The organism is Pantoea sp. OXWO6B1, from assembly GCF_001641135.1.
GTDB classification, from domain to species: Bacteria; Pseudomonadota; Gammaproteobacteria; order Enterobacterales; family Enterobacteriaceae; genus Pantoea; species Pantoea allii.
Map to the genome: position 1 here is coordinate 2,655,725 of NZ_LWLR01000001.1, position 11,676 is coordinate 2,667,400.

The following is an 11,676-nucleotide window of genomic DNA, read 5'->3' on the forward strand; positions in this document are numbered from 1 at the left end:
TGACGTTTAGCGAACGGTTTTTGGCGTCATAACCCGACGCGCACCAATGTAGTGGCGCTGCCAATAATCTTCGCTTAACGCACTGATTTGAATATCTTTACCGGTGCGCGGTGACTGAATAAATTTACCGTTGCCCAGGTAAACCCCAACGTGATCGGCGGTGCCTCGTCCATTAATGCGGAAGAACACCAGATCGCCTTTCTCCAGCGCTTCACGATTCACCGGCGCAGCATCACGCAGATGATACATTTCGTTAGCGGTACGTGGGATTTTAAACTTCACGACATCTTTGTACGCGTACCAGACCAGGCCGCTGCAATCAAAACCGGTATGGGGTGATTTACCGCCCCACTGATAGCGCTTACCCAGTTGGCCCATCAGCTTCGCCATCGCGGTTTCACGCGCTTTTTGATAACGCTGGCGGTGTGCACTGCTCATTTTGATGGTGCCGGTTTCTTTGCTGTCGGCACTGGCCACTTTCACCGCACGTTGATGACCGTAACGTTTTTTACTGGTGGCGTTGGCCGCGACTTTCTTCGTTAGCGCCTTACGTGAACTCGCTGTTTTGGTGAGGGTTTTATGAGAGGGAACCGTGTGAGTGGCATTTTTACTGGTTTTAAGTGTTTTACTGGCTTTTTGCACTGTAGAGGGACGGCTCTTTTTCGCCGAGGCTTTAACCGTGCGTCGTTTGCGCCGCTCATCTTCGCGCGCACTTTTTTTCTCTACCTTATGCAAGCTGGCCTTAACCGGCGCCTGCGGTGATGCCGCGGCGACATTAAAGAACAGTTGCGCAAAAGCCAGAATAAGAAGCGTAATAATTGAACGCATAGTCCGTTTACTGGTTAAGCTGTCAGATCCAACAGGTGTCTGACAAGGGTAAGAAAAATCTGATCAAGGATCAGTGCCGAGGACATTCTAGTCCAGTTTTTTTTAAAACAGTAAGTCCTTTTTTTATTAATTAATGACTTGGGTAAAAATCAGGCATAAATAAGCAATTTCAGTAGCTTAAGTCAGCAAAATTATTGCAAATTATTAATGAGTTCATTCCGGCTATCATTCTTGTCCCGGGAGTAAACCCCCAGCAGACTTAACAAACATGGCGATTTACCCCTGGCCGGCACAAAATCTCGTTTTCAGTCCTGGAGGGAAGTCGCTACAATAAAGAAACACGAAGTGACGAATTAAGGAAGGCAATAATGAGTACTGTAGAAAAAATTCAGCGCCAGATCGCAGAAAACCCGATCCTGCTGTACATGAAAGGTTCGCCGAAACTGCCAAGCTGCGGTTTCTCTGCTCAGGCGGTTCAGGCGCTGTCAGCCTGTGGTGAGCGCTTCGCTTACGTGGATATTCTGCAGAACCCGGATATTCGCGCAGAGCTGCCAAAATTTGCCAACTGGCCAACCTTTCCGCAGTTGTGGGTGGATGGTGAACTGGTCGGCGGCTGCGACATTATTGTTGAGATGTTCCAGCGCGGCGAACTGCAGCCGCTGGTGAAAGAAACCGCTGAGAAGTTTAAAGAAGCGGAATAACAAAAAAGGCCGACATCGTCGGCCTTTTCTTTTGACTGGATTTTACTCCGCCGTCTCTTTCCCTTCCGTTGCCTCTTCAGCGATGGCCAATGGCCAGCCACCTAAACGCTTCCAGCGGTTTACCAGTTCGCAAAACAGCGTAGCCGTCTGCTGCGTATCATAAAGGGCAGAGTGCGCCTGACTGCTGTCAAATTCCATTCCCGCTGCTTTACAGGCTTTCGCCAGTACCGTCTGACCTAGCACCAGTCCGCTTAACGCTGCGGTATCAAAGGTGGCAAAAGGGTGAAACGGGTTACGTTTCAGGCTGGCACGCTCGGCCGCGGCATTAATAAAATTAAGATCAAAAGTCGCATTGTGCGCCACCATAATCGCGCGGTTGCAATCGTTGTCTTTAATGCCTTTGCGCACCATCTTAAAAATGGCGTGCAGCGCATCGTATTCACTTACCGCACCCCGCAATGGATTGCTGGGATCAATGCCCGTAAAGGCGAGCGCTTCCGGATGCAGCAGGGAGCCAACAAAAGGTTCAACGTGAAAATGCAGTGTCTGGTCGTGAAGAAGCCAACCCTCGTCATCCATTTTCAGCGTAATGGCGGCGACTTCCAGCAGCGCATCGGTTTGCGCATTAAAGCCCGCCGTTTCCACATCGATAACCACGGGATAGAAACCACGAAAGCGTTGATTAAGTGCGTTGGGGGAAGACGATTCAGACATCAGGATCTCATTGCAGAAAAAGGGCAACGCGTAGTATGCCAAAAAAGCGCACCGTCTGCAGCAGGTAGAGAGAGGGGAAACGAGAATCAGCCCGCGTGGCGCGGGCTGATATTGTACGGCTTAACTTCTGAGGCCGTGTCCAGCATGTTTATTTTCGATCAGTTCGATTTTATAACCATCGGGATCTTCAACGAAGGCAATCACTGTGGTGCCGCCTTTAACCGGGCCGGCTTCACGCGTGACGTTACCGCCGTCTTTACGGATGCGCTCGCAGGTGGCGGCAACATCGTCAACGCCCAGTGCAATATGGCCATAGGCATTGCCAAGGTCATAGCTGTCAACGCCCCAGTTATAGGTCAGCTCAATGACAGCACCTTCGCTCTCTTCGGTGTAGCCAACAAACGCCAGGGTATATTTATATTCAGCGTTTTCGCTTTGACGCAGCAGGCGCATGCCCAGCACACGAGTGTAGAAATCAATGGAGCGTTGCAAATCGCCAACGCGCAGCATGGTGTGAAGTAAACGCATAGCTTCCTCTTTTTAAAACGTCATTCCCGGATGACACAACTACTAAGTATAGCGACGATAACCGTGAAAGAATAACCGCAGCCGTGAGAACGTCTCACGGCTGCATGCATGTTACAGGGCAGGATAATCAGTATAGCCTTCTGCGCCGCCGCCGTAGAATGACTCTGGGCGTTGTGGATTGAGCGGGGCATCTTTTTGTAACCGCTGCGCCAGATCCGGGTTCGCAATATAGTCACGACCAAAGGCAACGGCATCGATCAAGCCACGGCTGATGAGGTCATCGGCTTTTTCGACGGTATAAGCGCCAGCGCCAATGATCACGCCAGGGAAGGTGTCACGCACTTTCTGACGGAATGCATCGCTGTAAGGTGTACCACCTGCCCAGTCAGGTTCTGACATGTGCAGATAAGCGATGTTGCGTTTCGCCAGTTCAGCGATATACCACAGCGCATCTTCTTCTTCGTTCGGGCCGTTATCCAGATTCTGGAAGCTGCCGACAGGGGAGACACGGATACCTACGCGGTCTGCTGACCAGTTGGCAATCGCGGCATCAACCACTTCCAGCGCAAAACGTCCGCGTTTTTCAACGCTGCCGCCGTATTCATCGGTGCGCAGATTAGATGACGGAGACAGGAACTGGTGCATCAGATAGCCATGGGCTGAGTGCAGCTCCAGCATGTCAAAGTCCGCTTCGCGGGCATTGGCGGCAGCCTGACCGAAATCGGCCACGATCTGCTGAATTTCGCTGATGCTCAGTTCGCGCGGGGTTGACGTATCTTCACGATAAACGCTGCCGTCTTCAGCACGCAGTGAGGTGCGGGTGCCTGCCGGAATCGCCGAAGGCGCAACCGGTGCTTTGCCTTCTGGCTGCACGCTGTTATGCGAAATACGGCCGGTGTGCCACAGCTGCACGGCACTGTGTCCGCCTGCCTGATGGATACCTTCATTGATGGCTTTCCACGCGGCGATTTGCTGCTGCGTGTGCAAGCCTGGTGCGCCCGCATAGCCTTTGGCCTGGAAAGAGATCTGTGTTGCTTCGGTAATAATTAAGCCAGCACCTGCGCGTTGACGGTAGTATTCAGCCATCAGCGGAGTAGGGATATCTCCTGGCTCAATGCTGCGTAAGCGCGTCAGTGGTGCCATAAATACACGGTTAGGAACGGTAATTGCGCCCACTTTTAACGGACGAAACAACTGCGTACTCGCCATAACAACTCCTTTCAAGTAGACCGGTCGTCTACAAACTGTGGTTTTTTATACCAGCGGATTTTTCAGCCACTGTTCGAGGGTAATAAATGCAAGCCTCATGGGCTGTGCTTTACGGGAAAGCTTGCTCTGCAAACTGGCGCCGAGCCACAACACATAGAGCAGTTCAGCCAGTTGCTCGGGTGGATGAGGCAATTGCAATCCTTCATCCTGCTGTGCCAGTTTGAGCGCACGCGCATACGCGGCAATAACATGACTGGCACCTTGCTGCAGGGCCATGCGCATGGGCTCAGACAGGTCACACACTTCGGCTGACAGTTTTACACTCAGACAACCGACGATATGCCCCTGTTGTTCAAAGATTTCAAGCGCATGCCTGAAATGGCCCAGCAATCGTTCACTGACCTTACCCACGGGGTGAGACAGTTGCTGCTCAACCTCATGCAGGTAGCGGATAAAGTAGCGCTCCAGCAGGGCGACGCCAAAGGCTTCTTTAGACTGGAAATAGTAATAAAACGATCCCTTCGGGATGGCCGCCTGAGTCAGCAACTGGTTCAGGCCCATGGCGGTAAACCCGCGCTGCAGGCAAAGCGATTCGCCCGTAGCCAGCAAGTGTTCCCGTGTCTCATTACGTTGTGGCATCTTATTCATGGGCTTTATCCTGGTAGACCAATCGGTCTAATGCAAATCTTAATCGCGTCGCAGGCACAGAGTGCTAAATCATCACGGACGAAAAGTGAATAAATGGCGCGTGCGGTGATTATTTCTTGCACAAATGCATCAGTCTGTCTTCAATAGAAGGATTAACGTTTGAGTGGGAGCAGTCGTGGCAGAGCAGCTAGAGTTTTTTCCGGTGCCCAGTCCATGCCGGAGTATTTGTCAGACAGATACACGCGGCTACTGTGTGGGGTGCCTGCGCAGCCGTGATGAGCGTTTTAACTGGATGCGCTACACCGACAGCCAAAAGCGCGAGGTGCTGCGTCTCTGCCACCAGCGCCGCCTGCGCCAGCTGCGCCAACAGCATAAAGACGATCCTCAGGAACCGCAGCAACCTACCTTGTTCTGACCCCTGCGCGATTTCCGTTATACTCCCTAACCAGCCGCTTTTTGTGCCACAGGGAGAACACCATGTTACAACCGCAAGCCATTGCTCCGCAGGGACCCGACTTTTCACCGCTCATTATGGGCTATTGGCGTCTGATGGAGTGGGGCATGACGCCTCAGCAGCTGGTGGGATTTATTGAACACCATCTTTCACTGGGGGTTTCCACGGTCGATCATGCCGATATTTATGGTGACTACCGCTGTGAGGCGGCGTTTGGCGAAGCGTTAAAATGCGCGCCGGCTTTGCGCCATCGGCTGCAAATCGTCACCAAATGCGGCATTGCAACCCGGGCTAAACCAGAACATCAGATTGGTCATTACGTGACGGACACCGCGCACATTCTTGCCAGCGCCGAACGTTCACTTCGCTATTTCAACACCGACCATATCGATCTGTTACTGATTCATCGCCCCGATCCGCTCATGGACGCCGACGAGGTCGCTGAGGCATTTCAGCAACTGCGCCAGGCCGGTAAGGTACTGCACTTCGGTGTATCCAATTTTACGCCTGCGCAGTTTGCGCTGTTACAGTCGCGGCTGCCCTTTAGCCTGGTGACTAACCAACTTGAAATTTCCCCCGTTCAGCAAAACGTCCTGCTGGATGGATCGCTGGACCACTGCCAGCAGCATCGCCTGCGCCCGATGGCCTGGTCATGTCTGGGCGGCGGCCGCCTGTTTAGCGATCCCCATTTCCAGCCTTTGCGCGACGAACTGGCGCAAATCCGCGAGGAGACAGGCGCATCCAGCCTGGAACAGGTGGTGTATGCGTGGGTTATGCGCTTACCGAGTAAACCTTTACCTATTATTGGATCGGGCAAGGCACATCGCGTCACCGAAGCGGCAGGCGCCGCCGATCTGTCGCTCAGTCGCCAGCAGTGGTTCCGCATCCGTAAAGCTGCCCTGGGCTATGACGTACCCTGAGCGTAAACATTCGTCAATTTGCGGCAATCTTTGCAGGACGGGGCCAGGCTTAAGCTGAAACCCAAAGCAGAAAGGAGCCACAATGAAAGGTAAAGCCATCGCGTTATTAACACTGTTAACCTGCGGCGTCGCCCAGGCCGCGAGTGAAGAGGTGACGATTCATGACGTGTCGCCGCAGGGGATCGGCAAATCCGTGGGGACGGTGAAGATCGAAGAAACGAAGTATGGTTTAACGTTTACGCCCATGCTGACAGGGCTCAAACCGGGCATTCACGGCTTCCATGTTCATGCCAAAGGCAGCTGTGAACCCGGTGAGTCAGAGGGGAAAACGGTAGCCGCAGGGGCTGCGGGGGGCCATCTGGACCCGGAAAATACCGGTAAACACCTCGGGCCTTACGGTGAAGGGCATTTGGGCGATCTGCCTGCTCTCTATGTCGATGAGCAGGGCAAGGCAAGCTACCCCGTGCTGGCACCACGCATCAAAACCCTCAGTGAGGTGAAAGGCAAAGCGCTGATGATCCATGTCGGTGGCGATAATCATGCAGATCATCCGAAACCGCTTGGCGGCGGCGGTGCCCGGTTTGCCTGCGGCGTTATCTGACGGGCCAGTCTGGCGGCGCAGGTGGCCGCCAGCAATGCTTTTCGCTTGTTGAACATTTGTTGTAGCATCATCGCCTTATTCCCCCCTATGATACTGATTCCCGTCATAAAGCCTGACAACCTGAGGAGCAGGACAGATGAAATGGAAGGGCGCATGGTTACTGTGCTTGCTGCTGGCAGGATGCGATAAACCGAATGATACGCAGTTGGTCACCGAAACCGGACGTGAACTTCAGCGCACCATTGATACCAATCCTGCGCGCATTCGGTGTGAACACATCGCGAGAGGGCGTGAGCGGTTGAGTCGGGATGTGATGCAAAAACTTCAAGACGCGCATTGCCAGAATGTTCTGCGTAGCGCCACTGAGACCAATTTCACGGATACCACTATCTATCATCATAATGCGGTGATGATTTGTGGGGGGATTACCGGGAAAAGCTTTACCGGCACCTTTATTTCGCGGCGCTTTATTTTCTCTCCTGACGAAAAAGCACTGGTTATTGAGCCCGTATCAGAGGCGGATAAAACCCGGTTTGAAGGACAAAAAACCGTGCAGCAGCTGCAGGATGATTTTAACCGGCAGCATCAGCAGTATTGCCAGTAATCAGTCGGGAATCGCCTGCTTCAGTTGATCCAGCGAACAGCGTAATCGCCACAGCAATCCCGCAAGCGTGCTGGCTTCGCGGGTATTTTCCCGCAGAGTTTCCTCGATCATCGTCTGTAGCGCGTCCAGCGCCGCATCCAGTTGCCGGTGCTGCACACCGCGAAGGCTCATCACGTGCTGCAGATCCTGCATCGCGCGCACGCGGCAGGCATTCAGTCTCGATGATCCGGTTTGCCAGTCGCGCAGCTGCCAGACGAGATGTGAACAGTTGAGCAGGACCACGCCCCAGCGCAGTAACCAGACGCGCGCCGTTTCATCCCGACTGCTGCTGAGTTGACCAATCTTATGATAGATCAGTGACTCGAAGCGGTTTTCGCTCAGGTGAGGTCGGGGACGAAGCTGATCCAGAAACGCCATACGTAAAGACTGAATATGGCGTCGGCTACGGCGGCTGTCTGAACTGGGCCGAAGTATCTGAAACGCCAGCCAGGCCAGCAGCACGCCACACACTTTGGCGATATTACCGTCAAAAAACGTTTGGTAATCCCAGTCGGGTGGGTTGGTGACGGCCAGAAACGATCCCAGGAAAACAATAAACTGGCCCCACATGGCGGCCCGCTGTTTCTGTTGCACCCGAAACAGTTGCAGAGTCAACAGCAGCGGAAATAAGATCGCCAGCAGCTGCCACAGCTGATCAAACTGCACCATAAGACCGAATTTAAAAACAAAGCTAAACGCAAACAGCCACAGCAGCGTTTTCAGTAATAATGTGATACTGCCCGTGGGCGAGGGCGCCGAGGCGTAAAGCACGCAGGCAATTGCCGTAAAGGTCAATGCCGACGCGCCAGAGGACCATTGCGTCGTCATCCAGAATGCGCAGCCCGCAACCACCACAGTAAAGGTGCGCAGTGCACTCCAGCCCGCTTCCGCACTGTCGCTTTCACTGGCGAGCGCCGACACGGCGGGTGGCTGAAAGCGCCTCTCCCCATCGGCGTGCTCCAGCAACCGTATCCAGCGTAATACGTTGAGATACATCCAGCAGAAATAGCGCAGCCGCTGACAAAAAGCGCGTTGCCGATAGTCGCCGTCACCGGCTGGCGTAATGGTGCGGAGCAGTGCTGCCAGGCGGTACTTATTACAGTCTGGTTTCGCCAGCTCACGTGTGAGGCTCTCTAACGCCACAAACACCGTCTCAGGCGCGTCGGGCCAGTTCAGCAGCATACGACGCAGGCTGGACAGTACGCTGGTCAACCGTAACTGTTGATGCAGGATGTAATTCAGCACGTTATTTTGGCGGCGAAAGCGGTAATGACTCCAGAAGGCCTGAATGCGTAATAAATTCATGGTGAGGATCTGCCCAATCACCGCTTCATGCGCCGTGCGTATCCCGTCATTGCGGGTGTCCTGCAGCAGCAGCGTGGCGTGCTCCAACAGGCGAGTGTGCATCTGTTTTAGCGCGTTGATTAACGCATCGCCGTCAGAAGTGCTGGGCAAGAGCATCATCATAAAGCCCGCGCACAGCAGCCCGGAAATCACTTCGCACACCCGAGCCTGCGCGATGTCCCACAGGCTGGCGATATCGGTGAGATTGACGCAGCTGAAGGCAATAATCGCCGCGGTATAACCTGCCAGCGAAAAACCGTACGCCACGTTGTTCTGGTAGTGGTTTGCCACCCAGGTGCACAGCGCCAGCCAGCCGGCAATATAAAAGGCGAACAGCCAGGGCTCATTCAACGTATGGCCCGCAATCAACAGGGCAGCCGTCGCACCCAACACACTGCCCACAATGCGACCCAGACTTTTACTGATCACACCGCCGATGGTCGGAAAGCTGACAACGGCTGCCGAGGTCATGGCCCAGTAAGGCTCATCCAGATTCAGGCCATAGGCAATGCTCAGGGCAAGACACATCGCGCTGGCATTACGAAGGGCATAGCGCCATTGATTGCGATCCGCCTTCACCCAGGGCAGGTTTCCCCAGGCCAGTCCATTGAGATTCATGGCTGTATCGTAATCGTGCAGGTCGTGCCAGCGATTAAACGCGCGTGATCGGGAAGTGCGGTGAGGCGAATGCGAACAGGGACACGCTGCGCCAGGCGAACCCAGGGCACGTTAGGTTTGATATCCGGCAGTAAACCGTTATCCGCCTCCAGGCTTTGATCGTAAATAGCCCGTCCCACGCTTTCGACCTGGCCGGGCAACTGCATACCACTGCTGTACAGTACCACCTGGGCAGCGGCGCCGGGATGAATATGGCGCAACTTGGTCTCTTCAAAATAGCCCACAACATAATAAGAATGGCTGTCGACAAGGGCAAAGAGCGGCGTGCCCGCGCTGGCGTAGTTACCGGGTCGCAGGGTCAGATTACTTATCCAACCGTCAGTGGGGGCAGTAACGGTGGTTTGCTGCACATTCCACTGCGCCTGATCCCGCTGTGCCTGCGCGGCTTTCACGCTGGCCAGCGCCGCATCCGCATTCAGGCGAGCCACATCCAGATCTTCGCCAGAAATCGTATTGCGCGGCAGTTTACTTCGTCTGCTGAATTCATGTTGGGCTTTGGCGAGGTCGGCTTTTGCCTGGCTGAGTTGCGCATCGGCTTTGTTCAGTTCGATCTGCCACGGCACCGGGTCCAGTGTGAATAAGGTGTCTCCCTGATGGACAAACTGGTTATCTGTCACTTTTAGCGCAACGATGCGCCCTGATATCTGTGGTGTGATATCCACCAACTCGGCACGGACTTTTCCATCCCGTGTCCAGGGTGACTGCATGTAGTAATTCCAGGCCCACCAGGCGCTGAGCAACGCGATGGTGAAAACAATCAGCGTGGAGAAGTACTTTAATCCGGAAAATGTCATCTTTTTCATCCGTGATCCATCAGCCAGAGTGAGCCAGTTACGCACAGCACGAACATGGAGAGATCAAACAGTGTGGGATGCCAGACTTCGCCGGAGGCGAGCCAGCCGCGCAGCAGTGGGTGAATCAGCAACCAGAGAAAAAAACCGGCCAGCACCGCTTTAAACAGGGGAGGGAAGTAAAGTGACGCCCCGAAAATCAGTTCCGTGAGCGGGTGAACAGTAAGAAATCCGTGGTTGATGATATCCATTATGGTGGTGCATCCTGGAACCGGATGGTGAAATATTTTCAGCCGAAACTGTTCACTTAGTTATTTGTAATTTAACCTTCAAGCTTGCAAAATACTATACAATGCCGCTTGATAGCTAGCATACTAAATTATAAGGAGATAACATGGATACCCCTCTCGGAACGGACCTGTCCAGACTGGTACGCATCTGGCGCGCACTGATAGATCAGCGCCTGAAACCGCTCGACCTGACTCAAACGCACTGGGTCACACTGCACAATATCCATCAGCTTCCCCCTGAGCAGTCACAAATTCAGTTAGCCAAAGCCATTGGCATCGAGCAACCTTCGCTGGTCAGAACCTTAGATCAACTGGAAGAAAAAGGGTTAATTACCCGCACCACCTGTGCGCACGATCGCCGTGCCAAACGCATCAAACTGACGCAGCAGGCAGAGCCGGTTATTCAGCAGGTTGAACACGTGATTGATATTACCCGGGATGACATCCTCTCCGGTATCAGCCGCGATGAAATCAATCAGATGGTGTCGCTGATTGCACGCCTTGAGAAGAATATCCTCGAGCTACAGAACAAAGAGAAATAACACCGACGCGCAGTGCGGCAGCACTGGCGTCGGTAGGTTACTGCGTTAGCGTGGAGAAACGGTAACCTGGCTGCCGTCAGTCGCCATTGCCACACGTTGTCCGACGGAGTAACGACTGGCCGCCTGTTTCTGCACCACCATGATGGTATTGCCGTCATCCTTGCGGATTTCCAGCTCGACACCATCAGATTTATTCATCGCACCTTGTACGCCCTGACCTGCAACGCCACCCAGCACCGCACCGCCGGCCGTTGCCAGACTGCGTCCTGCGCCACCGCCGATGGTGTTGCCTAAGAAGCCACCCAGCACCGCACCGCCGATTGCGCCGATGATGTTACTGTCATCGCCGCCCTGAATTTTAACCGGACGCACGGACACCAACGTACCGTATGAAACACTCTGAACCTGTTTGGCTTCACTGGCGCTGTAGGTATCGCCCGACAACGTATCGGTATTGCTACAACCTGCAAGCATTACACCAGTCAAAGCGACCACAATTACACGCTTAATCATTTGAAAACTCCTTTATTCAAGAATGCGCCATATCTCTCGCGAAATCCTGTAAACAGTATAAGACATAAAGCTGGATAGTTGACCTTTGTCGGAACAAAACATGGCTGACGCCAGCATAGACCGTTAAAATTTAACAATGATTCAATCGATAACAGAAAAAGTTCAAAGGCGTTAACTGACAGGCAATTAATTGATTAAAAACAAATTAATCATGGATTTAGCGGGGAGAGTTTGTCACGCTTATACCCGCGTAATAACATTTTCACCACAAC

The 11,676-nt window shown here is 53.5% G+C and carries 15 protein-coding genes; 6 read left to right on the forward strand and 9 right to left on the reverse strand.

Features of this window, described 5'->3' with window-relative positions; genetic code table 11:
* Nucleotides 1–6 precede the first annotated feature (6 nt).
* Nucleotides 7–828 (reverse strand): C40 family peptidase, encoded by an 822-nt coding sequence (locus A6A26_RS14630; protein WP_063879397.1) that lies wholly within the window; start codon nucleotides 826–828, stop codon nucleotides 7–9.
* A gap of 365 nt (nucleotides 829–1,193) precedes the next feature.
* Between A6A26_RS14630 and A6A26_RS14635 the strand changes: the two genes are divergently transcribed.
* On the forward strand, nucleotides 1,194–1,529 hold the full coding sequence (locus A6A26_RS14635; protein WP_172823923.1) for a Grx4 family monothiol glutaredoxin: 336 nt from the start codon (nucleotides 1,194–1,196) through the stop codon (nucleotides 1,527–1,529).
* A gap of 42 nt (nucleotides 1,530–1,571) precedes the next feature.
* On the opposite strand, the gene rnt is transcribed toward A6A26_RS14635, so the two are convergent.
* The 4 genes from rnt to A6A26_RS14655 all read right to left on the reverse strand — a co-directional run bounded on the left by rnt (nucleotide 1,572) and on the right by A6A26_RS14655 (nucleotide 4,628).
* A complete protein-coding gene (rnt, locus tag A6A26_RS14640) occupies nucleotides 1,572–2,243 on the reverse strand; it encodes a ribonuclease T (RefSeq protein ID WP_063879399.1) in 672 nt (223 codons plus the stop codon).
* A gap of 120 nt (nucleotides 2,244–2,363) precedes the next feature.
* Nucleotides 2,364–2,771, reverse strand: a complete 408-nt coding sequence (gloA, locus tag A6A26_RS14645; protein WP_063879400.1) for a lactoylglutathione lyase — start codon at nucleotides 2,769–2,771, stop codon at nucleotides 2,364–2,366.
* Between the two features lie 111 nt (nucleotides 2,772–2,882).
* On the reverse strand, nucleotides 2,883–3,980 hold the full coding sequence (locus A6A26_RS14650; protein WP_063879401.1) for an alkene reductase: 1,098 nt from the start codon (nucleotides 3,978–3,980) through the stop codon (nucleotides 2,883–2,885).
* Between the two features lie 45 nt (nucleotides 3,981–4,025).
* Nucleotides 4,026–4,628, reverse strand: a complete 603-nt coding sequence (locus A6A26_RS14655) for a TetR/AcrR family transcriptional regulator (protein ID WP_063879402.1) — start codon at nucleotides 4,626–4,628, stop codon at nucleotides 4,026–4,028.
* Nucleotides 4,629–4,803: 175 nt separating this feature from the next.
* Here A6A26_RS14655 and A6A26_RS14660 point away from each other — a divergent pair, with 175 nt between their 5' ends.
* From A6A26_RS14660 to A6A26_RS14675, 4 genes are all read left to right on the forward strand, one after another.
* Entirely contained in the window at nucleotides 4,804–5,043 is a 240-nt protein-coding gene (locus A6A26_RS14660; protein ID WP_063881168.1) for a DUF1289 domain-containing protein, read from the forward strand.
* A 62-nt stretch (nucleotides 5,044–5,105) separates the two neighbouring features.
* Nucleotides 5,106–6,002: an aldo/keto reductase gene (locus A6A26_RS14665; protein ID WP_063879403.1), complete on the forward strand. Its 897-nt coding sequence runs from the start codon at nucleotides 5,106–5,108 to the stop codon at nucleotides 6,000–6,002.
* A gap of 82 nt (nucleotides 6,003–6,084) precedes the next feature.
* Entirely contained in the window at nucleotides 6,085–6,603 is a 519-nt protein-coding gene (sodC, locus tag A6A26_RS14670) for a superoxide dismutase family protein (RefSeq protein ID WP_063879404.1), read from the forward strand.
* Between the two features lie 136 nt (nucleotides 6,604–6,739).
* Nucleotides 6,740–7,207 carry a hypothetical protein gene (locus tag A6A26_RS14675; protein ID WP_063879405.1) on the forward strand — a complete coding sequence of 156 codons (468 nt, stop codon included), beginning with the start codon at nucleotides 6,740–6,742 and terminating at the stop codon, nucleotides 7,205–7,207.
* Here A6A26_RS14675 and A6A26_RS14680 read toward each other — a convergent pair whose 3' ends face one another.
* Genes A6A26_RS14680 through A6A26_RS14690 form a run of 3 tightly spaced genes read right to left on the reverse strand, consistent with a single transcriptional unit; the run spans nucleotide 7,208 to nucleotide 10,310 of the window.
* On the reverse strand, nucleotides 7,208–9,208 hold the full coding sequence (locus A6A26_RS14680) for an FUSC family protein (protein WP_063879406.1): 2,001 nt from the start codon (nucleotides 9,206–9,208) through the stop codon (nucleotides 7,208–7,210).
* A complete protein-coding gene (locus A6A26_RS14685; protein ID WP_216639869.1) occupies nucleotides 9,205–10,062 on the reverse strand; it encodes an HlyD family secretion protein in 858 nt (285 codons plus the stop codon). Before A6A26_RS14685 ends, A6A26_RS14680 begins: the two co-directional genes overlap by 4 nt.
* Before the next feature lie 5 nt (nucleotides 10,063–10,067).
* Nucleotides 10,068–10,310, reverse strand: a complete 243-nt coding sequence (locus A6A26_RS14690; RefSeq protein WP_063879408.1) for a DUF1656 domain-containing protein — start codon at nucleotides 10,308–10,310, stop codon at nucleotides 10,068–10,070.
* Between the two features lie 143 nt (nucleotides 10,311–10,453).
* Here A6A26_RS14690 and slyA point away from each other — a divergent pair, with 143 nt between their 5' ends.
* Nucleotides 10,454–10,891 carry a transcriptional regulator SlyA gene (gene slyA / locus A6A26_RS14695; RefSeq protein WP_063879409.1) on the forward strand — a complete coding sequence of 146 codons (438 nt, stop codon included), beginning with the start codon at nucleotides 10,454–10,456 and terminating at the stop codon, nucleotides 10,889–10,891.
* A gap of 45 nt (nucleotides 10,892–10,936) precedes the next feature.
* Here slyA and A6A26_RS14700 read toward each other — a convergent pair whose 3' ends face one another.
* Nucleotides 10,937–11,404: an outer membrane lipoprotein gene (locus tag A6A26_RS14700; RefSeq protein ID WP_063879410.1), complete on the reverse strand. Its 468-nt coding sequence runs from the start codon at nucleotides 11,402–11,404 to the stop codon at nucleotides 10,937–10,939.
* Between the last annotated feature and the right edge of the window lie 272 nt (nucleotides 11,405–11,676).

Excerpts from the sequence above, each read along its gene's own strand:
- A6A26_RS14675 (WP_063879405.1), top strand. The coding sequence starts at position 6,740 with ATGAAATGGAAGGGCGCATGGTTACTGTGCTTGCTGCTGGCAGGATGC.
- sodC (WP_063879404.1), top strand. The coding sequence starts at position 6,085 with ATGAAAGGTAAAGCCATCGCGTTATTAACACTGTTAACCTGCGGCGTC.
- A6A26_RS14655 (WP_063879402.1), bottom strand. The coding sequence starts at position 4,628 with ATGAATAAGATGCCACAACGTAATGAGACACGGGAACACTTGCTGGCT.
- A6A26_RS14690 (WP_063879408.1), bottom strand. The coding sequence starts at position 10,310 with ATGGATATCATCAACCACGGATTTCTTACTGTTCACCCGCTCACGGAA.
- slyA (WP_063879409.1), top strand. The coding sequence starts at position 10,454 with ATGGATACCCCTCTCGGAACGGACCTGTCCAGACTGGTACGCATCTGG.
- A6A26_RS14650 (WP_063879401.1), bottom strand. The coding sequence starts at position 3,980 with ATGGCGAGTACGCAGTTGTTTCGTCCGTTAAAAGTGGGCGCAATTACC.
- rnt (WP_063879399.1), bottom strand. The coding sequence starts at position 2,243 with ATGTCTGAATCGTCTTCCCCCAACGCACTTAATCAACGCTTTCGTGGT.
- gloA (WP_063879400.1), bottom strand. The coding sequence starts at position 2,771 with ATGCGTTTACTTCACACCATGCTGCGCGTTGGCGATTTGCAACGCTCC.
- A6A26_RS14630 (WP_063879397.1), bottom strand. The coding sequence starts at position 828 with ATGCGTTCAATTATTACGCTTCTTATTCTGGCTTTTGCGCAACTGTTC.
- A6A26_RS14700 (WP_063879410.1), bottom strand. The coding sequence starts at position 11,404 with ATGATTAAGCGTGTAATTGTGGTCGCTTTGACTGGTGTAATGCTTGCA.
- A6A26_RS14665 (WP_063879403.1), top strand. The coding sequence starts at position 5,106 with ATGTTACAACCGCAAGCCATTGCTCCGCAGGGACCCGACTTTTCACCG.
- A6A26_RS14680 (WP_063879406.1), bottom strand. The coding sequence starts at position 9,208 with ATGAATCTCAATGGACTGGCCTGGGGAAACCTGCCCTGGGTGAAGGCG.
- A6A26_RS14685 (WP_216639869.1), bottom strand. The coding sequence starts at position 10,062 with ATGACATTTTCCGGATTAAAGTACTTCTCCACGCTGATTGTTTTCACC.